23 protein-coding genes and 2 pseudogenes are annotated in these 20,295 nt (G+C 56.7%); 17 read left to right on the top strand and 8 right to left on the bottom strand.

The window, feature by feature from the left end; all coding sequences use genetic code 11:
* Positions 1 to 24 precede the first annotated feature (24 nt).
* Complete coding sequence (locus RMS95_RS03890) at positions 25 to 1,005, bottom strand: tripartite tricarboxylate transporter substrate binding protein (protein WP_310643759.1); 981 nt, start codon at positions 1,003 to 1,005, stop codon at positions 25 to 27.
* Positions 1,006 to 1,071: 66 nt separating this feature from the next.
* On the opposite strand from RMS95_RS03890, the gene RMS95_RS03885 reads away from it, so the two are divergent.
* Together RMS95_RS03885 and acpA are read left to right on the top strand one after the other, a co-directional pair.
* Positions 1,072 to 2,292, top strand: coding sequence for an FAD-dependent monooxygenase (locus RMS95_RS03885; RefSeq protein WP_310643757.1), 1,221 nt, complete (start codon positions 1,072 to 1,074; stop codon positions 2,290 to 2,292).
* A gap of 59 nt (positions 2,293 to 2,351) precedes the next feature.
* Positions 2,352 to 3,872 (top strand): acid phosphatase, encoded by a 1,521-nt coding sequence (acpA, locus tag RMS95_RS03880; protein WP_310643755.1) that lies wholly within the window; start codon positions 2,352 to 2,354, stop codon positions 3,870 to 3,872.
* Here the strand turns inward: acpA and RMS95_RS03875 are convergent.
* From RMS95_RS03875 to RMS95_RS03865, 3 genes are read right to left on the bottom strand one after another with little or no spacing between them, the layout of a single operon-like run.
* Positions 3,853 to 4,173, bottom strand: a complete 321-nt coding sequence (locus tag RMS95_RS03875) for a YkgJ family cysteine cluster protein (protein WP_310643753.1) — start codon at positions 4,171 to 4,173, stop codon at positions 3,853 to 3,855. The two genes, acpA and RMS95_RS03875, sit on opposite strands and share 20 nt — an antisense overlap.
* Positions 4,173 to 5,108 carry an ornithine carbamoyltransferase gene (gene argF, locus RMS95_RS03870; protein ID WP_310643751.1) on the bottom strand — a complete coding sequence of 312 codons (936 nt, stop codon included), beginning with the start codon at positions 5,106 to 5,108 and terminating at the stop codon, positions 4,173 to 4,175. The genes RMS95_RS03875 and argF overlap by 1 nt, the downstream gene beginning before the upstream one ends.
* Positions 5,105 to 6,313 (bottom strand): aspartate aminotransferase family protein, encoded by a 1,209-nt coding sequence (locus tag RMS95_RS03865; protein WP_310643750.1) that lies wholly within the window; start codon positions 6,311 to 6,313, stop codon positions 5,105 to 5,107. The genes argF and RMS95_RS03865 overlap by 4 nt, the downstream gene beginning before the upstream one ends.
* A 221-nt stretch (positions 6,314 to 6,534) precedes the next feature.
* Here RMS95_RS03865 and RMS95_RS03860 point away from each other — a divergent pair, with 221 nt between their 5' ends.
* A complete protein-coding gene (locus tag RMS95_RS03860; protein ID WP_310643749.1) occupies positions 6,535 to 6,852 on the top strand; it encodes a DUF3579 domain-containing protein in 318 nt (105 codons plus the stop codon).
* Between the two features lie 142 nt (positions 6,853 to 6,994).
* Here RMS95_RS03860 and rpsT read toward each other — a convergent pair whose 3' ends face one another.
* Positions 6,995 to 7,294 carry a 30S ribosomal protein S20 gene (gene rpsT / locus RMS95_RS03855; protein WP_104798932.1) on the bottom strand — a complete coding sequence of 100 codons (300 nt, stop codon included), beginning with the start codon at positions 7,292 to 7,294 and terminating at the stop codon, positions 6,995 to 6,997.
* Positions 7,295 to 7,378: 84 nt separating this feature from the next.
* On the opposite strand from rpsT, the gene murJ reads away from it, so the two are divergent.
* Together murJ and RMS95_RS03845 are read left to right on the top strand one after the other, a co-directional pair.
* Positions 7,379 to 8,944 (top strand): murein biosynthesis integral membrane protein MurJ, encoded by a 1,566-nt coding sequence (gene murJ, locus RMS95_RS03850; RefSeq protein WP_310643746.1) that lies wholly within the window; start codon positions 7,379 to 7,381, stop codon positions 8,942 to 8,944.
* 12 nt (positions 8,945 to 8,956) lie between these two features.
* A pseudogene (locus tag RMS95_RS03845) lies at positions 8,957 to 9,667 on the top strand (SirB1 family protein); the annotation flags it as partial.
* A 42-nt stretch (positions 9,668 to 9,709) separates the two neighbouring features.
* Here the strand turns inward: RMS95_RS03845 and purM are convergent.
* Entirely contained in the window at positions 9,710 to 10,738 is a 1,029-nt protein-coding gene (purM, locus tag RMS95_RS03840; protein ID WP_310643743.1) for a phosphoribosylformylglycinamidine cyclo-ligase, read from the bottom strand.
* Between the two features lie 82 nt (positions 10,739 to 10,820).
* Between purM and RMS95_RS03835 the strand changes: the two genes are divergently transcribed.
* Genes RMS95_RS03835 through RMS95_RS03800 form a run of 8 tightly spaced genes read left to right on the top strand, consistent with a single transcriptional unit; the run spans position 10,821 to position 17,385 of the window.
* A complete protein-coding gene (locus RMS95_RS03835; RefSeq protein ID WP_310643741.1) occupies positions 10,821 to 11,894 on the top strand; it encodes an AI-2E family transporter in 1,074 nt (357 codons plus the stop codon).
* Between the two features lie 6 nt (positions 11,895 to 11,900).
* A complete protein-coding gene (hda, locus tag RMS95_RS03830) occupies positions 11,901 to 12,587 on the top strand; it encodes a DnaA regulatory inactivator Hda (RefSeq protein ID WP_310643739.1) in 687 nt (228 codons plus the stop codon).
* Complete coding sequence (locus RMS95_RS03825) at positions 12,587 to 13,258, top strand: HAD family hydrolase (protein ID WP_310643737.1); 672 nt, start codon at positions 12,587 to 12,589, stop codon at positions 13,256 to 13,258. The genes hda and RMS95_RS03825 overlap by 1 nt, the downstream gene beginning before the upstream one ends.
* Positions 13,255 to 14,799 (top strand): polynucleotide adenylyltransferase PcnB, encoded by a 1,545-nt coding sequence (gene pcnB, locus RMS95_RS03820; RefSeq protein ID WP_310643735.1) that lies wholly within the window; start codon positions 13,255 to 13,257, stop codon positions 14,797 to 14,799. The genes RMS95_RS03825 and pcnB overlap by 4 nt, the downstream gene beginning before the upstream one ends.
* A gap of 9 nt (positions 14,800 to 14,808) precedes the next feature.
* Positions 14,809 to 15,291, top strand: coding sequence for a 2-amino-4-hydroxy-6-hydroxymethyldihydropteridine diphosphokinase (folK, locus tag RMS95_RS03815; protein ID WP_310643733.1), 483 nt, complete (start codon positions 14,809 to 14,811; stop codon positions 15,289 to 15,291).
* Positions 15,288 to 15,650, top strand: coding sequence for a DMT family protein (locus RMS95_RS03810; RefSeq protein ID WP_310643732.1), 363 nt, complete (start codon positions 15,288 to 15,290; stop codon positions 15,648 to 15,650). The genes folK and RMS95_RS03810 overlap by 4 nt, the downstream gene beginning before the upstream one ends.
* A 60-nt stretch (positions 15,651 to 15,710) precedes the next feature.
* Positions 15,711 to 16,358, top strand: a complete 648-nt coding sequence (locus RMS95_RS03805; protein ID WP_104798941.1) for a DUF47 domain-containing protein — start codon at positions 15,711 to 15,713, stop codon at positions 16,356 to 16,358.
* 16 nt (positions 16,359 to 16,374) lie between these two features.
* Positions 16,375 to 17,385: an anion permease gene (locus tag RMS95_RS03800; protein ID WP_310643730.1), complete on the top strand. Its 1,011-nt coding sequence runs from the start codon at positions 16,375 to 16,377 to the stop codon at positions 17,383 to 17,385.
* A gap of 1 nt (position 17,386) precedes the next feature.
* Here the strand turns inward: RMS95_RS03800 and RMS95_RS03795 are convergent, their stop codons facing one another.
* On the bottom strand, positions 17,387 to 17,833 hold the full coding sequence (locus RMS95_RS03795; RefSeq protein ID WP_310643728.1) for a hypothetical protein: 447 nt from the start codon (positions 17,831 to 17,833) through the stop codon (positions 17,387 to 17,389).
* Between the two features lie 111 nt (positions 17,834 to 17,944).
* Between RMS95_RS03795 and rpsP the strand changes: the two genes are divergently transcribed.
* The 4 genes from rpsP to rplS all read left to right on the top strand — a co-directional run bounded on the left by rpsP (position 17,945) and on the right by rplS (position 20,058).
* A complete protein-coding gene (rpsP, locus tag RMS95_RS03790; protein ID WP_100132542.1) occupies positions 17,945 to 18,196 on the top strand; it encodes a 30S ribosomal protein S16 in 252 nt (83 codons plus the stop codon).
* Between the two features lie 22 nt (positions 18,197 to 18,218).
* The gene (gene rimM / locus RMS95_RS03785) at positions 18,219 to 18,782 is read left to right on the top strand and encodes a ribosome maturation factor RimM (RefSeq protein WP_310643893.1); all 564 of its coding nucleotides are present in this window, start codon (positions 18,219 to 18,221) and stop codon (positions 18,780 to 18,782) included.
* Positions 18,783 to 18,804: 22 nt separating this feature from the next.
* Positions 18,805 to 19,566, top strand: coding sequence for a tRNA (guanosine(37)-N1)-methyltransferase TrmD (trmD, locus tag RMS95_RS03780; RefSeq protein ID WP_310643726.1), 762 nt, complete (start codon positions 18,805 to 18,807; stop codon positions 19,564 to 19,566).
* A gap of 90 nt (positions 19,567 to 19,656) precedes the next feature.
* Positions 19,657 to 20,058 (top strand): 50S ribosomal protein L19, encoded by a 402-nt coding sequence (gene rplS, locus RMS95_RS03775; RefSeq protein ID WP_104798947.1) that lies wholly within the window; start codon positions 19,657 to 19,659, stop codon positions 20,056 to 20,058.
* A 106-nt stretch (positions 20,059 to 20,164) separates the two neighbouring features.
* On the opposite strand, the pseudogene RMS95_RS03770 reads toward rplS, so the two are convergent.
* Positions 20,165 to 20,295 (bottom strand): annotated as a pseudogene (locus RMS95_RS03770) (IS30 family transposase); the annotation flags it as partial.

Below are 20,295 nucleotides of genomic sequence, written 5' to 3'. Positions count from 1 at the left end.
ATGCTGACAGGGCATCTGGAAAAATCATTCAGGATCGATTTTCGCATCCCGCACCACCTTGGCCCAGCGGGGCGCTTCTGCTTTGATCAGTGCCGCAAATTGTTCGGGTGTGCCGCCGCCCACTTCGTTGCCTTGGCTCAAGATTTTTTCTTTCACCTCAGCCGTTTGCAGCGCTTGGTTGCACACGGCGTTGAGCTGTTTGACCAACTCAGGAGACATACCCTTGGGGCCAATCAGACCTTGCCAGTTGAGCACTTCGACCTCTGGAAAACCTTGCTCGGCCATGGTGGGGATGTTGGGCAAAAGGGGCGAGCGCTTTTTGCTGGTGATGGCCAAGGCGCGCATGCGGCCGCCTTGAATGGACGGCATGGCGGCATACATCTGCTCAAACATCATGTGCACTTGGCCACCCATCAAATCGGTGGCGGCGGCTGAGCCACTTTTGTAGGGGGCGTGAATCATGTCAATGCCAGCCGAGTGTTCAAACAATGCGCCGCTCAAATGGTGTGAGCCACCGATGCCACCCGAACCGTAGCTGAGTTTGCCGGGTGAGGCTTTGGCGGCTGCCACGAGGTCTTTGACGGTTTTGTAGGGCGAGTCGTTGCGCACCATCAAGATGAGTGGGCCGCGTTCAATCAAGCAAATGGGGGTGAGGTCGTTGATCGGGTCGAAATTGAGTTTTTTGAACAACGCTTGATTGACGGCCAGGGGCGCAAAGTTGCCCATGCCTAAGGTGTAGCCATCGGGCTTGGCACGCGCAATGGCTTCGGTGCCAATGTTGCCGCCAGCGCCCGCTTTGTTGTCGATGATGATGGGTTGACCCAGAATCGTTCCCATGGCTTTGGCCACTTGGCGCGAGCGGCTGTCGGCATTGCCGCCTGCGGCGTAGGGGCAAATCCACATGATCGTTTTGCTGGGGTTGGGGTATTTGTCTTGGGCTTGTGCGAACAGGGGCAGCAAGCTGGTGCTGGCGGCGGCTTGAATGAGGGTGCGGCGTTTCATCATGGAAGATTTCCTTAAACGGTGGCTTGCATCATAAAAGCAGGGACGGTCGGCAGGCACAATTCAGCCATGGCAGAACGTCTTTTAATTGCAGGTGGGGGTATCGGCGGTTTGGCTGCGGGTTTTGCTGCCGCCCAAGCGGGTTGGGACGTGCAACTCTTTGAGCGTGCACCCGCCTTTACCGAAGTGGGGGCTGGCGTGCAGTTAGGTCCCAATGTGACGCGAATTTTGAACGAATGGGGCCTGTCGGATGCTTTGAAAGAGGTGGCCGCATTTCCCGAGGCGCTACACGCACGCAGCGTGACGTCCGGTGCGGTGTTGTCGACCTTACCTTTGGGCGCGGCAATGCAGGCCCGTTACGGTGCGCCTTACGTCAGCGTGCACCGAGCCGATCTGCACGCCCTGCTGCTGCAGGCTGCCCAGAATCAGGGGGTGGTTTTGCAAACAAACACCACCGTGTTGAAAGCAGAGCAAGCCTTGGAGGGGGTGACTGTTCATGCGCAGTGCGGGGCAATGCACCCACGCTATTCAGGCCAAGCCTTGGTGGTGGCCGATGGGGTTTGGAGCCCCTTGCGCCAACAGCTGTTGCAAGACGGTCCACCCACCTACAGTGGGCATCTGGCCTACCGTGCCTTGGTGCCTCAAGCTCAGTTGCCGCAGCATTTGCGCACGCAAGATGCCACAGTCTGGATGGGGGCGCTGGCGCATGTCGTGGTGTATCCCGTTCGGGGTGGCGACTTTTTGAATGTGGTGTATTTGGTCGAGGCGCACGCGGATGGCGTGGATGCTGAAGCGATCAAATCTTGGACCGCTCACAAAACGGCTGCACAAACACAACAAGATTTACACACCGCCTTGCGCGATGCATGCACCCCTTTGCGTGCGTTGATCGATGCGTGTCATGGCTTGGGAGCTTGGCACTTGTGGCCGCTGTGTGCCCGCCCGCCCATGCAAGGTGCATTTCAGCAAGCCCAAGGTCGCATGGCTTTGTTGGGCGATGCTGCGCACCCCATGCTGCCGTATTTGGCCCAAGGGGCGGGCATGGCCATCGAAGACGCTGCCGAGCTCGGGGCGCAATTGACCCAATGCACCTCAACCCAAGTGCCCCAACGTTTGGCCGCCTACGCGCAGGCCCGTTGGCAACGCAACGCGCGTGTGCAAGCACGTGCCATGCGCAATGGTCGTATTTTTCATGCCACGGGGCCATTGCGTTGGGGGCGTGATCTCGGCTTGCGCCTGGCCGGTGCGCGTTTGATGGACACGCCTTGGTTGTATGGGGATAACTGCTAGGTTCATGGGCGTCGGGCTTGTGTTGCAATGGTTCGCACGGATATTTCAGGAGCGACCTTGTGAACCCCAACCCTATTTTTCGTTGGCGCCCAGTGGCTGGACTGGTTTGGCTGACCGCCTTGTCTGGATGCGTCAGCACGATTGAAAGCACCACCCCAGCCGCACAAAAAATTCAAAACGTCGTGGTGATCTACGCGGAGAACCACAGTTTTGACAACATGTACGGGCTCTTTCCTGGTGCCAATGGCATCGCGAATGCGACGGCTGCACAAAAAACACAGCTCGACCACGATGGCACGCCCTTGAAAGAGTTGATCGTGTTTGGTCACGATGGCAAGCCCGACGCTAATTTTCCCCGTATGCCCAATGCCCCTTTTCGCATTGACGCGCCTCCGGTGAACCGTCCGCCAACGCAAATTGTGCCCAGCCCCATCCATGCTTTTTTCCATAACCAAGAGCAAATCAACGGTGGGCAAAACAACCTGTTTGCAGCCATGTCGACGGTGGGCGGTTGGACCATGGGCCATTACGACGGTAGCCAGTTCAAGATGTGGAAATGGGCACAAGACTACACCTTGGCTGACAACTTTTTCATGGGCGCCTACGGGGGCTCTTATCTGAACCACCAATGGTTGATTTGTGCCTGCACACCGCAGCATGCGAATGCACCTGAATCCATGCGCGTACGCTTGGATGCCCAGGGGAAATTGCTCAAAAAAGACACATCACCGTCCGCCAATGTGGGTGCAGTTCAGGTGTTCAGTGCGGGGGGCGGTCAAGTCACCCCCGATGGGTGGTCGGTGAACACGTCACAGCCGCCGTTTCAACCGAGTGGCATCGCGCCAGCGCCGGGCGGTGATGCCCGCATGGCCAATCCGCAAGGGGCGGCAGGGCATGGTCAGCCTGTGCCGCCACAAACGACGCTCACCATTGGAGACACGTTGTCACGTCGGGGCGTGGATTGGGCTTGGTATGCGGGCGGTTACGCCCAAGCCTTGGCCGATGGCATGCAAGCGCCGGATGTCAAGCGGCGCATCATTTACCAGCGTGACCCTGGCAGTCCGATGTTTCAACCGCACCATCAACCGTTCAACTATTACGCACGGTTTTCGCCTGGCACCGCAGATCGGGCTCGGCATTTGAAAGACGGGGATGACTTTTTAGCGGACATGGCCGCTGGACGCTTGCCTGCGGTGAGTTTTTACAAACCTGCTGGGCGAGATACCCAGCACCCGTCTTACACCGACATCATGACGGGGGACACCCATTTGGCGGGCGTGCTGGACAAACTCAAGGCGAGTCCGCAATGGAAAGACATGCTGATCATCGTCACCTACGATGAAAACGGCGGGTATTGGGACCATGTGCCGCCGCCCCAAGGCGCGGGTTGGAGCGACCGTTGGGGACCCGGCACGCGTATTCCTGCGTTGTTGATTGGCCCTTCCGTCAAGCGCGGGTTTGTGGACTCCACGCCCTATGACACCACGTCTATTTTGAAGTTCATCACGCAGCGCTATGGGCTTGAACCCCTACCCGGTGTGCGCAGTCAAGTGGGGGCGTTCAAGGCTGCGTTGGAGTAGCCAAGGAGGGCAGGCCGTGACGCATGCGGGCGCGTTCGCAGGCGGGGCTGCCTTCTTCAAACTCTCGGCAAGGGGAGGGCCGCCATTCGTAAATGCCGCAGGTGGCTTTTTCGCCCACTTTGCCGCTGAGCGCTGCGCAGCGTGGCGGGGAATAGTCGGTGCCTCGCATGCGGCACAGGGTGGCGGTGAGTTCTTGGCCCAAACCTGAGGGCACAGACCCGCCGTGCGTGTCCATCTCTTCCACGCTGAAATCGACCCGAAAGCTGGCGCAGCAAGCGCCGCAGCTGGTGCAGGCCGACATCACTGACGTCCGAGCAGCAGGTACTCCATGAGCGCTTTTTGCACATGCATGCGGTTTTCGGCTTCGTCCCAGACGACCGATTGAGGGCCATCGATCACGTCGGCCGACACTTCTTCGCCGCGGTGGGCGGGCAAGCAGTGCATGAACAGCGCATCGGATTTGGCTGCCGCCATCATGTCGGCGTCCACGCACCAGTCGTTGAAGGCTTGTTTGCGGGCTTCGTTTTCAGCCTCATAGCCCATGCTGGTCCACACGTCGGTGGTGACCAAATCTGCACCTTGGCAGGCTTGCATGGGGTCTGCAAAAACTTTGTAGCAATGGCTGTTGGAGAGGCCTGCGATGGCGGGGTCGACCTCATAGCCGCTGGGCGTACTGACGTGGACGGTAAAGCCCAGCATGTCGGCCGCTTGCAACCATGTGTTGGCCATGTTGTTGCCGTCGCCGACCCAAGCCACCACTTTGCCTTTGAGGCATTCCAGTGGATGTGCAGTCAAGCCTCGGTGTTCGATGAAGGTGAACAAGTCCGCCATGATTTGGCAGGGATGAAACTCATTGGTCAAGCCGTTGATGACGGGCACACGCGAATTGCTGGCAAAGCTGTTGATTTTGTCTTGGCCGTAGGTGCGAATCATCACCAAGTCGACCATGCGGCTGATGACTTTGGCGCTGTCTTCGATGGGCTCTGAGCGTCCGAGTTGGCTGTCGCCGGTGGTCAAGTGCACCACCGAACCCCCCAGCTGATACATGCCGGCTTCAAAGCTCACGCGGGTGCGTGTGGAGGCCTTTTCGAAAATCATGGCCAACGTGCGGTCGGCCAAGGAGTGGTGCTTTTCGTAGGCTTTGAATTTCTTTTTGATCAGCGCAGCGCGTGTGAACAGGTAAGCGTATTCGTCGGCCGTGAGGTCGGTGAATTGCAGGTAATGTTTGATCGTCATGCTTTTTCTGCCAAGAAGGTTTTGATCAATGGCACCAAGATTGAAATCAGTTCATCGCACTCGGCTTGGGTGATGATGAGCGGCGGCAGCAAGCGCACCACGGTGTCGGCGGTGACGCTGAGCATGAGGCCCGCATCCAAAGCGCGTTGCATGATGGCGCCGCAGGCGCGGTCGAGCTCAATGCCAATCATCAAGCCTTGACCGCGAATGTCTTTCACACCGGGTTCGTTTGCAAACTCGCGCTTGAACGCGTCGGTGAGGTATTGGCCCATGCGAGCCGCATTGCCCATCAGGTCATCTTTTTCCATGATGCGGATGGTTTCTAAGCCCGCGCGCACGGCCAGCGGGTTGCCACCAAAAGTGGAGCCGTGGGTGCCAGCGGTCAACACCCCCGCCGCTTTGGGGCCTGCGACCACCGCGCCAATCGGCACGCCAGAAGCCAAACCTTTGGCCAAGGGCATCACGTCAGGTACAACGCCTGCCCATTGGTGGGCAAACCATTTGCCTGTGCGGCCCATGCCGCTTTGCACTTCATCGACCATCATCAGCCAATCGCGTTGGTTGCACAGCTCGCGCACGTCACGCAGGTAGTCCATGTGCATGGGGTTGATGCCGCCTTCGCCTTGGATGGTTTCAAAGAATACGGCCACCACATTGGGATTGCCTTCTGTTGCTTGTTTCAGGGCATCGATGTCATTCAAGGGCACGCGGATGAAGCCTTCGAGCAAAGGCTCAAAACCTTTTTGAATCTTGGGATTGCCCGTGGCGCTGAGTGTGGCAATGCTGCGGCCGTGGAAGGCTTTTTCGTACACCACGATTTGCGGGTTGCTGATGCCTTTGTCATGGCCGTATTTACGCGCCAGCTTGAGCGCTGCCTCGTTGGCTTCTAAACCGCTGTTGCAGTAAAACACATTGGTCATGCCCGAAAACTCGGTCAGCTTGGCTGCTAACTTTTCGGCATTGGGCGTGTAGTAGTAGTTGCAGCAGTGAATGACCTCGGTCATTTGTTGCTGCAAAGCCGCCACAAACTCGGGGTGGTTGTGGCCCAAGGTGTTGACGGCAATGCCAGCCAGCCCGTCTAAATAAGAGCGACCTTCCGTATCCCACACGCGGCAACCTTGACCGCGTGCAATGGCGATGGGCAAGCGCCCAAAAGTCGGCATGACATGAGGTTCGGTCGGCACTTTGCGTGTAGCGGTTGACATGTAGGTACTCCAAAAAAGAAAACGACCCAACGAAGGTTGAGCCGTTGAAGCGTGATTTTAGAGGCAGCTTTTGACGGTTCGATGAAAGAATGCTGACATGAGCTTTGTGGTAACTTCCCGACCTCAAAGTGGCACAAGTCTTATATAAGATAGAATACTTGACACACTAGCGACAGAGGGAGATCCCCCTTCGCTCAAGCCCAACATTCAGCATCTACCCGATGGTCTCACCCTCAGCCAAAGAAGTATTTATTCTGGGACTCACCCAAGACGGACGCACATTCCGCCCCAGCGATTGGGCCGAGCGTTTGGCGGGTGTGATGAGCCAGTTTCGTCCAGGCGGCGCAACGCCGGGTAGCCATTTGAGCTATTCGCCTTGGTGTGTGCCCAACACCTTGGATGGCAACAAGTGCGTCATTGTTCACACCGACTTGCGCGATGAAGAGCCCATGGCTTGGAGCTTCGTGATGAACTTTGCCAAAGACAACGGCTTGCAAGTCGTCGAAGCCTGCTTGTTGCCTGAGCATCCACCGAAATAACGTTTGACCCTAACGCTAGACTTGAAAAAGTCTAGGCAACAAAAAAGCCGCTTGACAGCGGCTTTTTGCTTTTTCTTTGCTGGCAGCGCACCCGTTACAAACGGCGGCTTGACGAATCAAGCCGGGCTGTTTGCCTGAATGATCAGGCGGCGAGGACCAAGGCCTTGACTTTGGTGGAGAGGCGGCTCTTATCGCGAGCAGCTTTGTTCTTGTGGAAGATGCCTTTGTCGGCAACCGTGTCCACCACAGCTTGCATCTTGGCAAACAGTTCGGTGGCTTTGGTTTTGTCGCCAGCCAAAACGGCTTTCTCGACGTTCTTCACCGCAGTGCGGTACTTCGAGCGCAACGAGGTGTTGGCGGCATTGATTTTGATGTCCTGGCGGACGCGTTTACGGCCTGATGCCAGGCGTGGGTTTTTTTTCTTGGGTTTAGCTGATGCCATGATAAATTTCCTAGAGGTTTGTGGATGATGCCAGCAAGGCCCATGATTGTAGCTTCAAACGCCGCGGTCGCTACACTGTGAGCCGTGTCACTGTTCAAATCTGCCTCCATCGTCTCGGGCTTGACCCTCATTTCCCGCATCACAGGCTTGATGCGCGAACTCCTCATTGCCTCCACCTTTGGTGCCAGCGCCTTGACCGATGCCTTCAATGTGGCGTTTCGGATTCCCAATTTGTTTCGTCGCTTGTTTGCCGAAGGCGCATTCAGCCAGGCGTTTGTGCCTGTTTTGGCGGCGAGTCGTCAGCAGCAGGGCGATGAGGCCACCCATGAATTGATCAGTCAAGTGGCCACCTTATTGGCTTGGGCGCTCTTTTTAACCTCTGTTTTAGGCGTTTTGGCCGCACCTTGGTTGGTCTGGGTCATGGCCAGTGGGTTACAGCAGTCCTCGCAGGGCTTCGAGGTGGCTGTGGTGTTGACGCGCTGGATGTTTCCCTACATTGCCTTCATGTCGCTGGTCGCGTTGGCCGCGGGGGTGCTCAATACATGGAAGCGCTTTGCAGTGCCTGCCGCCACGCCAGTTTTGCTGAATGTGTCCATGATCGTGGCGGCTTGGTGGGGCGGACCGTGGTTTGCCAGTTGGGGCATCGCACCCATTTATGCCTTGGCCGCTGGTGTGATGTTGGGTGGCGTGGCACAACTCAGCGTTCAAATGCTGGCGCTGCGCCGTTTGGGGTTGCTGCCACGCGTCGGTTTGCGCTGGGGCGACATTCGTCAGGCATGGTCTGGCCCTGGGCCTAAACGCATTCTTCAACTCATGGTGCCCGCCTTGTTGGGCGTGAGCGTGGCGCAAATTTCGTTGCTGATCAACACCCAAATTGCCTCGCATTTGGTGCCCGGCAGCGTGAGTTGGCTCAGTTACGCCGATCGTTTGATGGAGTTTCCGACGGCTTTGTTGGGCGTGGCGTTGGGCGTGGTGCTCATGCCGCAACTCTCGGCGGCCAAAGCGGCCAATGACACGGCCAAATATTCAGACATGCTGGACTGGGGGTTGCGTCTGGTGGTCGTGCTGGCGCTGCCGTGTGGGGTGGCTTTGTTGGTATTTCCGCAAGCGTTGGTGGCTGTGCTCTACAACTACGGTGCGTTCAGCGCACAAGATGTGCAGCAAACCACGCTTGCGCTGATGGGGTACGGCGTCGGTTTGTTGGGCTTGGTGGCGATCAAGGTGTTGGCGCCTGGTTACTACGCCAGCCAAGACATACGCACACCCGTGCGCATTGCGGTGGTGGTGTTGATCATCACGCAATTGTTTAATTTGATCTTGGTTCCGTTTTTGGCCCATGCGGGTTTGGCACTGTCCATTGGCCTTGGTGCTTTGGTCAATGCGGTTTGGTTGCTGTGGGGGCTGCGCCGTTTGGGGACGTATGTTCCTAGCCCAGGCTGGGGGCGGTTTGTGGCGCAAGTGCTGGTGGCTTGTGTTGTTTTAGGCGCTTGGCTCATGTGGGCCGTGCGCTACTGGCATTGGACCGATTTGCACGCGACACCTCTGCTGCGTGTGGCATTGATGGCGGGTGTTTTGGCCGTCAGCGCGGTTTTGTATTTGGGTATGCTGACAATCACGGGGCTGAAACTGCGTGTTTTGTTGCGTCGATGAAAGGCTAGTTGCATGAATTTCAAACTAGACGTGCCCACCGCACTTGAATACTTTGAGTCTTTGGTGCAGAGCGATGCGCACTTTCCTTTGCTTGAAGCGGCCAGCAGCTTGGCCCAAGATGAATACCCAGAACTCGACATTCAACAGGTGCTCGACCAAGTCGATCAACTCGGCAGTCGCCTCAAGCAACGCTTGCCTGCCGACGCAGGAGCGTTGCAAAAACTGCGTTTGCTGAACCAGTTTTTCTTTGATGAGTTGGGTTTTGGCGGCAACCTCAACGACTATTACGACCCTGACAACAGCTTTTTACATGTGGTGCTGCGCACGCGCCGTGGCATTCCCATCAGTCTGGCGGTTTTGTGGCTCGAGTTGGCGGCTGGCATCGGTTTGGAAGCGCAGGGGGTGGGCTTTCCGGGGCACTTTTTGGTGAAAGTCCGCTTGCCTCACCCACACGATGGCATGGCTGTGATTGACCCTTTTTCGGGCCGTTCCTTGGGCAAAGAGGATCTGATGGAGCGGCTCATGCCCCTCCATCACGAGTCGGGCTTGGTGCGCGATGGTGAGGTGTCAGATGACTTGCTCAAGCAGTGCTTACGCACAGCCACGCCACGCGAAATTGTGGCCCGCATGCTGCGCAATTTGGAAGAGGTGTACGTCAGCCACAACGATGCGCCGCGTCTCGCATTCGTGAAAAAGCGCCTGCAGGTGTTGATCCCTGAGGCGCCCGAAGTCGATTGAGAGCCCCGAAGGGCGGCAACCTTCGTTTTATTGAACCAAGACAGCTGCGGTGTCGCCGCGCTCAGCAATCACGCCAATGGTGTGCACTTGCTCGCCGTGCGCGCGCAGCACCTCGGCACAAGCGGCGGCGTGCGCGGCGTCAATGACCACCACCATGCCAATGCCGTTGTTGAACGTGCGGTTCATCTCGATGTCGTCAATGCCTGCTGTGTTTTGCAACCAAGCGAACAGTTCGGTTTGTGGCCAGCTGCCCTTGGTCAGGTGTGCGGCCATACCTTCGGGCAAGACGCGTGGGATGTTTTCGAGCAAACCACCACCGGTGATGTGCGCCAGCGCTTTGATGGGTTGCGTCGCCAATGCGGCCAACACGCTTTTCACATACAAGCGGGTGGGTGCCATGATGGCTTCTTTGAAGGGCTTGCTGTCCAAAGTAGCAGGGGCGTTTTCACCTGCGCGGTCAATGACTTTGCGTACCAGTGAAAAACCGTTGGAATGCACGCCAGCAGAGGCCAAGCCCAGCACCACATCGCCGGGTTTGACGTCTTGACCGGTCAAGATTTTGGATTTTTCAACGGCACCGACGGCAAAGCCTGCCAAGTCGTATTCGCCGTCGGGGTACATGCCGGGCATTTCAGCTGTTTCACCGCCAATCAGGGCGCAGCCTGACAGTTCGCACCCTTTGGCAATGCCGCCAACGACCGCAGCGGCGGTGTCTACGTTGAGCTTGCCGCACGCAAAGTAATCCAAGAAAAACAGGGGCTCAGCGCCTTGCACCAGCACGTCGTTGACGCTCATGGCCACCAAGTCGATGCCCACGGTGTCGTGCATGTTCCATTCAAACGCCAGCTTGAGCTTGGTGCCCACGCCGTCGGTGCCACTGACCAGCACGGGTTCTTTGTAGCGTTTGGGTACTTCAAACAAAGCGCCAAAACCGCCAATGCCTGCTAAGACGCCCTCGCGCATGGTTTTTTTGGCCAGAGGTTTGATGCGTTCGACCAAGGCGTCGCCTGCGTCAATGTCGACACCGGCGTCTTTGTAGGAAAGGGGTTTGTTCATAGTGAGGAGGTGCTGAGGCGTGCAGAAGGTGCGCGCCGATAGAATCAAGGCTTAATTTTAAAGCCATCACCCGTCCCGCTGTATGCAATTCACCCTCGCGCAACGACACGCCCTCGCATGGACTGGCCTCATCGCCGTGGCCGTGCTGATTTTGTGGCTGTTGGGGCCCGTGTTGATGCCGTTTGTGGTGGCAGCCGTGTTGGCTTATGCACTCAGCCCTTTGGTGCGCGGTTTGTCGCGTTTGTCGGGGGGGCGTTTTCCGCGCGTCTTGGCGGTGGTGTTGGTTGAGTTTTTTTTCGTGCTGGTGTTGATCGCGCTGCTGACCCTCTTGGTGCCGATTTTGGTGAGCGAATTGCCGCGTATGCGCGAACAGCTGCCGATCTTGTTGATGCGCGGTCAAGCCGTGTTGAAACCTTGGTTGCAATCGATGGGTATTTCTGCCGCCTTGGACCCCGAAAGCCTCAAAGCATGGCTGTTACAAGTCTTTGGTACCTCGTTGGACGAGGTGTTCAAGCAAGCGCTGACGTCGTTGCGCATTGGCGGCAGTGTGGCCTTGGCGGTGGTGGGTAACTTGGTGTTGGTGCCCGTGGTGCTGTTTTATTTGTTACTCGACTGGCGCCGTGTGGTGCGTCATGTCGAAGCCTTGGTGCCTTTGCCCATGCGCAGTCTTTACGATCAATTCATCGACGAGTGCGACCAAGTGTTGGGCCAGTACTTGCGGGGGCAGTTGTCGGTCATGGCGCTGCTGGCGGTGTACTACAGCTTGGCTTTGTGGGCTTTTGGCTTGGAGTTGGCGTTCCCCATTGGCGTGTTCACGGGCTTGGCGGTGTTTGTGCCGTACTTAGGGTTTGGCGTGGGCTTGGTCTTGGCGGCGCTGGCTGGTTTTTTGCAGTTCACACCGGCCGAAGCGCTGCTCATGGTCGGCGTGGTGTACGGCTTGGGACAACTCATTGAGAGTTTTGTGCTGACGCCGCGTTTGGTGGGCGAGCGCATTGGTTTGCATCCCTTGCATGTCATTTTTGCGTTGATGGCGTTTGGCGAGCTGTTTGGTTTTGTGGGGGTGCTGGTGGCCTTGCCTGTCAGTGCCGTGTTGCTGGTGGCCATTCGTCGACTGCGAGCGCAATACCAAGCCAGTCGCTTGTACCGAGGGGCCTGAGCTCGCATGCAACAAATCGCGCTCGACATTGGCTTGGCCTCTGGCCCCAGCCTGGCCAACTTTTTGGCGGGTCCCAATTTGGCGGCCTGGCAGCATATTCAGCTGTGGGTGGCCAGTGACACCCGTTCTCCCGTGCCCACGTATGTGTGGGGCGAGGGCGGCTCTGGCAAAACCCATTTGTTGCGCGCTGCCCAAGCTGCGCTGCGCGACCAAGGCTGTGCGGTGGGCTGGATGGATGCGTCGGTGTTTGAACCCACGGCGTTTGACGACGCGTGGCGCGTGGTCATCTTGGACGACGTGCACCTTTACACCGCTGTGCAACAACATGCGGCGTTCAATTGGTTTGTCAACGCCATGACGCCAGAGGATGGTCAGCAGCGCTGGGTGTTGTCCGCGGGCGATGTCCCCCCGAGCGCCTTGATGCTGCGTGAAGATTTGCGCACCCGCTTAGGCTGGGGCCATATTTTTCAATTGCAGGTGCTGAGCGAACCCGAACGCCGCGCCGTGCTGCGTCAACAGGCGGATGAACGAGGTGTGTTTTTGAGCGATGACGTGATGGACTTCATGCTCAAGCGCTTCAGCCGCGACCTCAGCAGCCTCATTCAATTACTGGACCAACTGGATGGCTATGCCTTGCAAACGCAACGTGCCATCACCATCCCGTTGCTCAAATCAATGCTGGAAAACATGTGATGAAACTCGCTTTATTTGACCTCGACCACACCTTGTTGCCCATTGACTCTGACCAATCGTGGGGCGAGTTCACTGTGCGTTTGGGTTGGCATGCGCGGGATACGTTCATTCAGAGAAATGACGAGTTTTATGCCCATTACCAAGCGGGTACCTTGGATATTCATGAATACGTGCGTTTTGCTGCCGAGGCGTTTTGCCAGCGTAGCCCCGAAGTTGCCGCTCAAGCCCATGCGCAATTCATGCAAGAGGTGATTCAGCCGGCCATCCGCTCAGAAGCGCAGGCGTTGGTGCAAAAGCACCGTGACGCGGGCGATCGCATCATCATCATCACCGCCACCAACGAGTTTGTGACCCGTCCCATTGCCAAAGCATTTGGTGTGGAAGACTTGATCGCGGTGGAGCTGGTGCGTGATGCACAAGGCTGGTTCACCAACGAAATCAGCGGCGTGCCGACCCTGCGCGAAGGCAAAGTGCAACGTCTGCAACAATGGCTGCAACGCGAAGGCTTGGACTGGGCCGATGTAGACGCCACGTTCTACAGCGATTCCCGCAACGATTTGCCCCTGTTGGAGCGCGTCAACCACCCCGTGGCGACCAATCCCGACAACACACTGCGTGCCGTGGCTATAGAAAAAGGCTGGCCGATTTTGGAACTCTTCCCAAAACAATGATCAAACAATTCATCAACAAGCTGATGGGCAAATCGCCAGACAGCACCAAGCCCAATTTGGGCAAACGCCAAGTGGTGCCTGCTAAGGTGCACGGCATCAACGTCGATTGGGTCGATGAACGCGCCCTCAATGTGGTGCGCACTTTGCAAGACCGTGGTTTTGAGGCCTACATCGTGGGCGGTGCTGTGCGCGATTTGTTGCTCGGGTTGAAGCCCAAAGACTTCGATGTGGCCACCAACGCCACGCCTGAGCAAGTCAAAGCCGCGTTTCGTCGCGCCTTCATCATTGGTCGACGCTTTCGCATCGTGCACGTGGTGTACGGCCGTGGTCGCGAGCATGAGGTGATTGAGGTGTCGACCTTCCGTGCGCACTTGGACAACGCCGATGCCGAGCAAGTCAAAGGCAATGAGCGCAGCAGCAAGCAAGAGCTGGCCAATATGAAGCATGCGGTGGACGCTAGCGGCCGTGTGCTGCGCGACAACGTGTGGGGACCGCAAGACCAAGACGCGGCACGCCGCGACTTCACCATCAACGCCATGTATTACGACCCTGAAACGGGCAACGTGATCGACTACCACGGCGGCATTGCTGACGCGAAGAAAAAAGTCATTCGCATGATTGGCGATCCTGCGTTGCGTTACCGTGAAGACCCCGTACGCATCATTCGTGCTGTGCGTTTTGCAGCGAAATTGGCGGCTTCTGGCTTCAAGCTGGAAGCCAAAACGGCGGCACCTTTAAAACGTGCGGTCAAGTTGCTGGCTGATGTGCCACAAAGCCGCTTGTTTGATGAAATGCTCAAGCTTTTGCAGACTGGCCATGCGTTGGCCAGTCTTGAGCAGCTCAAGTTGCAAGGCTTGCACAAAGGTATTTATCCCTTGCTCGATATTGTGGTCGAGCGTGCCGATGATCCGTTTGTCAAAGCCGCGTTGAGCGACACCGATCGCCGCGTGGGCGAGGGCAAGCCCGTGGCGCCTAGCTTCCTGTTGGCGTGTGTGTTGTGGTCGGATGTGCGCGATATTTGGGCGCAGCGTCGTGCCAAACAACCCTCGTTCCCTGCGCTGCAAGACGCGATTGATGAGGTGTTTGAGTCTCGCATTGGTGATGTGTCGGGCCGAGGCAAGCTTGGTGCCGATATGCGCGAGATTTGGACCATGCAGCCCCGCTTTGACAAGCGTGTTGGCAGCGGCCCTTGGACGATGGTCGAGCAAGTGCGTTTTCGCGCAGGCTTTGATTTCATGCGTTTGCGCGCCGATGTTGGCGAGATCGATGTGGTCTTGGCCGACTGGTGGCAAGAGTTCAGCATGGCCGACGACGCCACCCGCGAAGACTTGTTGCAACAAGTGCGTTTGGAGCAGCAAAAGGCCCAGCGCGCGCCGCGTGTCCATTCGGTGCGTCGTGCCGAAAAACCTGCCGTTGATCCCCGTTTTCGTGAGGTCGAGCCTGAAGGTGAGGCCGAGGCTTCTGACGCGCCCGCTAAAAAGCGTCGTCGTCGCCGTCGTAAACCCACAGGCGGTGGCGAGAGCGCACCCGCCGCAGAGTGAGTCGCGACGGTGGCTGCTTGGATTGAGCCATCCGTGTTGGCGTGTGTGGCGCTTGGCGCCAATTTGGGCGATGCAGCTGCAGAGGTCCGGCAGGCTTTGCGCGATCTGGCGACGCTTGACGGTACCCGTGTGGTGCGCGCCTCGTCGCTGTATCGAACAGCGCCTTACGAGGCCGTGGGTCCTGACTTCATCAATGCAGTGGCCTTGCTCGATACGCATTTATCGCCTTTGGCGCTGTTGCACGCCCTGCAACGCATCGAACAGGCCCATGGACGCGAACGGCCTTATCACAACGCACCGCGTACCCTCGATTTAGACCTCATCTTTCATGGCGATACGCAACTTGCCATGCCAGAATTGACGTTGCCGCACCCGCGTTGGCAAGAGCGTGCCTTTGTGTTGGTGCCTTTGGCCGACATATGTCCCGAGCGCGTGAATGCCGAATTATTGGCAGCCGTGCGCGATCAACCGATTGAAAAATTCACGGTATGACTTTCCCTGCCATCCCTTTTGCTCTGCAAACCGTGCTGATGCTGGTGGTTGCCAACGTTTTCATGACCTTCGCTTGGTATGGGCATTTGAAAAGTTTGGCCAATTCACCTTGGTATACGGCCGCGGTGGTGAGCTGGGGCATTGCGTTGATGGAGTATTTGTTGCAGGTGCCCGCCAACCGCATTGGGTTTCAGCATGCTGGACTACAGGTGGGGCAGTTGAAAATCATGCAAGAAGTGATTACTTTGGCCGTCTTCATTCCTTTTTCTGTTTTCTTCTTGAATGAGCCGCTGAAATTGAATTACTTGTGGGCTGGTTTATGCATGGTCGGAGCGGTCTATTTCATGTTTCGCGCCTGAGCTAGCGTTTACACTTCGCCGTCATCAAGTCGTTATATCGTTCATCTCATAGGAGAACCCATGCTATTTGGGAAGTTGTTGCCTACAGAAGGCAATTTTTTCGTCATGTTCAACCAGCATGCTGATCGCATCGTTGAGGCAGCACATGCTTTTTCAAATCTGGTCGCCAACTACAACGACCCCATCTTGCGCGATAAGTACAACCAAGATGTCGACAACGCAGAGCGTGCCGCAGACCGCGTGACACACGATGTCAATCGCGCCATTCACAAAACCTTCATCACGCCTATTGATCGCGAGCAAATTCACTCGCTGATCAACACCATGGACGACGTGGCCGACTTGATTCAAGACTCCGCCGAAACCATGGCGTTGTACGACGTGCGTCATATGACCGAAGAAATCGTGCGTTTGACCGATTTGAGCGTCAAGTGCTGCGAGCGTTTGCGCGATGCGGTGTATTTGCTCGAGAAGATCTCGGACCAAGCCACGGCTGAAGCTGCGCTCAAGACCTGTGAAGAGATCGACAAGTTAGAGTCAGATGCTGACCGTGTCATGCGCAGCGCCATGAGCAAACTGTTTCGCGAAGAGCCCGATGTGCGTGAAGTCATCAAACTCAAAGCGATCTATGAATTGTTGGAAACCATCACCGACAAGTGCGAAGACGTGGCCAATTTGATCGAGGGCGTGGTCCTCGAGAATTCTTGAGCTAGGCGGGTTACTCATGGAAACCGCACAAACCGCCTTTTGGGTGGTCGCTTTGTTGGTGGCGTTGGCGTTGCTGTTTGACTTCATGAACGGCTTTCACGATGCCGCGAATTCGATCGCCACCGTGGTCTCTACCGGCGTTCTGAAACCTGGCCAAGCCGTCTTGTTTGCTGCATTCTTTAACTTTGTGGCGATCTTTATCTTCCACCTGAGTGTGGCGGCGACGGTGGGTAAGGGCATTGTTCAGCCCGGCATCGTCGACACCCATGTGGTGTTCGGCGCCTTGGTCGGTGCCGTGACGTGGAACATCATCACTTGGTATTACGGCATCCCCAGCAGCTCGTCTCACGCGCTGATTGGTGGTATTTCAGGCGCCGTGATTGCGAAGGCGGGGACCAGTGCGTTGGTGTCTGCGGGCATTTTGAAAACTGTGGCGTTCATTTTTGTCTCACCTTTGCTGGGTTTTATGCTCGGCTCGTTGATGATGGTGGCAGTGGCTTGGATTTTCCGAAGCTTTCGTCCCTCACGCGTGGACAAATGGTTCCGACGTTTGCAGCTGATTTCTGCTGGCGCCTACAGCTTGGGTCACGGTGGTAACGATGCTCAAAAAACCATCGGCATCATTTGGATGCTGTTGGTGGCAACGGGTTACGTGTCGACGACCGATACGTCGCCGCCCACTTGGACGATTGTTTGCTGTTACATGGCCATTGGTTTGGGCACCATGTTTGGTGGCTGGCGCATTGTGAAAACAATGGGTCAAAAGATCACCAAGCTGAAGCCTGTTGGCGGTTTTTGCGCTGAAACAGGTGGGGCGATGACCTTGTTCTTGGCCACAGCCTTGGGTATTCCTGTTTCCACGACGCACACCATCACCGGTGCCATTGTGGGGGTGGGGTCTACGCAGCGCGCCAGTGCAGTACGCTGGGGCGTGGCAGGCGGCATCGTGTGGGCTTGGATTTTGACGATTCCCGCCAGCGCATTTGTGGCTGGCGTGGCCTACTGGATCAGCATGGCCTTGTATTGATTTACTGGGAAATCTTTTGCGCTTCTTCGATTTGATATTCGAAGTAGCGTTGAAAGCTGAACACGATGCTTGACATCAGCACCGTGGCACCAATCAGCAACGAACAAACGATAGCGCCGATGGTCAACCAACTGGTTTGACCAGCCGGCGCTTCTTCGTTGGCGCTTGGATTAAAGCGGCGATTCCAGACTTCAGGCGTCATCAACGCATACACGATGGCATTGAGTGCGCACGCGGCGAACGTGAAACCCGCTAAAGGAATGAGCCACCAACTGGCCATGTCGTCAAGACCGTACTGTTGCACCCGTTCGATGCCATAAAAGCCGAGCGCAGTGGGGATGGGCAGCAGCCAGCCCAAGGTGTCCCACATGCCGAAAAGATAGAAGCGATGCAGCCCCAAAGGGCCCCCAGCGAAAGCCAGCCAAGCGGCGACGGTTTTGTTTTTCATAGGTGGTGAGTGTAAGGCGCTATACTTGTGGGCTTTTCAGCGTGTCGCAGGCCGGGTGGCCTTAGCGCGTGTCTCAAACGTTGAAAACACCCACCACCCGAAGGATTCATCATGGTCGTCATCCGACTTTCCCGCGGCGGCTCTAAAGCCCGTCCATTTTTCAACATTGTTGTGGCAGACAAGCGCGTCCGTCGCGATGGTCGCTTCATCGAGCGTATTGGTTTTTACAACCCGATCGCCCGCGGCGGCGAAGAGGGCTTGCGCATTGCACAAGACCGTCTGACCCACTGGACAGGCGTTGGCGCTCAGTGCTCACCCACGGTTGAGCGTTTGATCAAGCAAGCTGCCAAAGCAGCCGCTTAATTTGACAGTCCCTGCATCTGCGATGACGCTGAGCCTTGAGTCTGCGGAACTTCCTGCAGACGCCATTGAGGTTGGTCGAATTGCAGACGCTTGGGGTGTCAAGGGCTGGTTCAAAGTCTTGCCCTACAGCGCTTCTCCGGAGGCGCTTTTTTCTTCTAAACGTTGGTTTTTACAACCCGCGACGCAAGGTGCCAAGACATTTTCTGGCACGCTGCTTTTCAAAGTCATTGAAGCCAAAGATCACTCGGGTTCTGTGGTCGCCCACGGACAAGATGTGGCAGACCGCAACCAAGCGGAGCTTCTCAAAGGTGCGCGCATTTTTGTTGCACGGTCTAGCTTTCCAACGCCAGAAGCGGACGAGTATTACTGGGTCGATTTGCTCGGCTTAGAGGTCGTCAACCGCGAAGGTGAGGCCATGGGCCAAGTGCGTGAGTTGTTGCACACCGGACCTCAAACTGTGTTGGTGCTGGAGTTCGTCGCAGACGACAAAACCCAAGAACGCATGATTCCCTTTGTCAGCGCTTACATCGACAACGTCGATTTGGCGGGTCGCCGGATCACGGTGGACTGGCACACCGATTACTGACGCCAACGCTGAAAGACGCCTTGTGCGCTTTGACGTCATTACCCTTTTTCCTGAGCTGTTTGAGCCTTTTCTCAAAATTGGCGTGACCCGTCGCGCTTACGAATCGCAGCTGGTGGATGTCCGTTTGTGGAACCCGCGTGATTTTGCTTTGGGCAATTACCGACGTGTGGATGACCGTCCTTTTGGTGGCGGCCCAGGCATGGTCATGATGGCGGAGCCTTTGGCGGCTTGTTTGGCCGCCATTCGCGCCGATCGTCAGCAGGCACGCGACGTCGCGCCCTTGGTGTTGTTTTCGCCCATTGGGCAGCCACTGCGTCATGCCGCCGTGCAGCATTGGTCTGACAGCCAAGGTGCGGTGCTGTTGTGTGGACGTTATGAAGGCGTGGACCAGCGCTTCATTGACATGCACGTGGATGTCCAAATCAGCTTGGGCGATTTTGTGTTGTCCGGTGGTGAATTGGCCGCGATGGCCTTGTTGGATGCTGTGGCACGTCTGCAGCCAGGTGTCTTGAATGATGAAGGCAGCCACCAACTTGACAGTTTCAACCCTGCTTTAGATGGCTTGCTGGATTGCCCAAATTACACGCGCCCCGAAGTTTGGGAGGCTCAGAGCGTCCCAGCTGAGCTGCTGTCAGGTCATCATGCGCAGATTGAGCGCTGGCGCCGTGATCAGCGGTTGCTGTTGACCGCTAAGTTACGCCCTGAGCTTTTGGAGGCGGCGCGTGCCGCCCATAAATTGACGCGACAAGACGAGCAGGTTTTACGGGTCAATAAGACGCTATAATTGTGGGCTTTTCGATCCTCTGATCGGCCGCTTCGGGCAATATGACCTGAAGCCTTTTGTGTAGCGCGATCAAGATCTTTAGAGGAAACCATGAACCTGATCCAAACTCTCGAGGCAGAAGAAATTGCTCGTCTCGGCAAAACAATCCCCGAATTCGCACCTGGCGACACAGTCATTGTGAGCGTCAACGTGGTTGAAGGCACACGCAAGCGTGTCCAGGCCTACGAAGGTGTGGTGATTGCTAAGCGCAACCGTGGCCTCAACAGCGGCTTCATCGTGCGCAAGATCTCTAGCGGCGAAGGCGTGGAGCGTACGTTCCAAACTTACAGCCCTTTGATCGCCAGCATCGAAGTCAAGCGTCGTGGTGACGTGCGTCGTGCCAAGTTGTACTACTTGCGTGACCGTAGCGGCAAGTCTGCGCGTATCAAGGAAAAGCTGGTCAGCAAGTCTGCCGCTGCTTCCAAAGCTGCAGCAGCCGCAGCAGCTCAATAAGCAGGTTTTTAACCGCTTGCGACTTGCTTGCCAAGAAGCCGCCTCAAGTGACAAGCTTGAGGCGGTTTTTTTATGAGCCAACTTCCTCTCTTTGATCCTGGCGGATTCAAGGACGAAGTGCAACACGCTTTAACGAGGCATGGAATACCTCGTGAGGTGTCTTGAATCCTAGTCGCTTTCTGGGGCGATGATTCAATCGGTTTTCAATCATAGTCAATTCCTCATCCGTCACGGTTT

Source organism: Limnohabitans sp. (genome assembly GCF_031539175.1).
Taxonomy (GTDB): domain Bacteria; phylum Pseudomonadota; class Gammaproteobacteria; order Burkholderiales; family Burkholderiaceae_C; genus Limnohabitans.
Note: the sequence above shows the minus strand (reverse complement) of the source record. Positions and strands in the feature narration are given on the sequence as shown.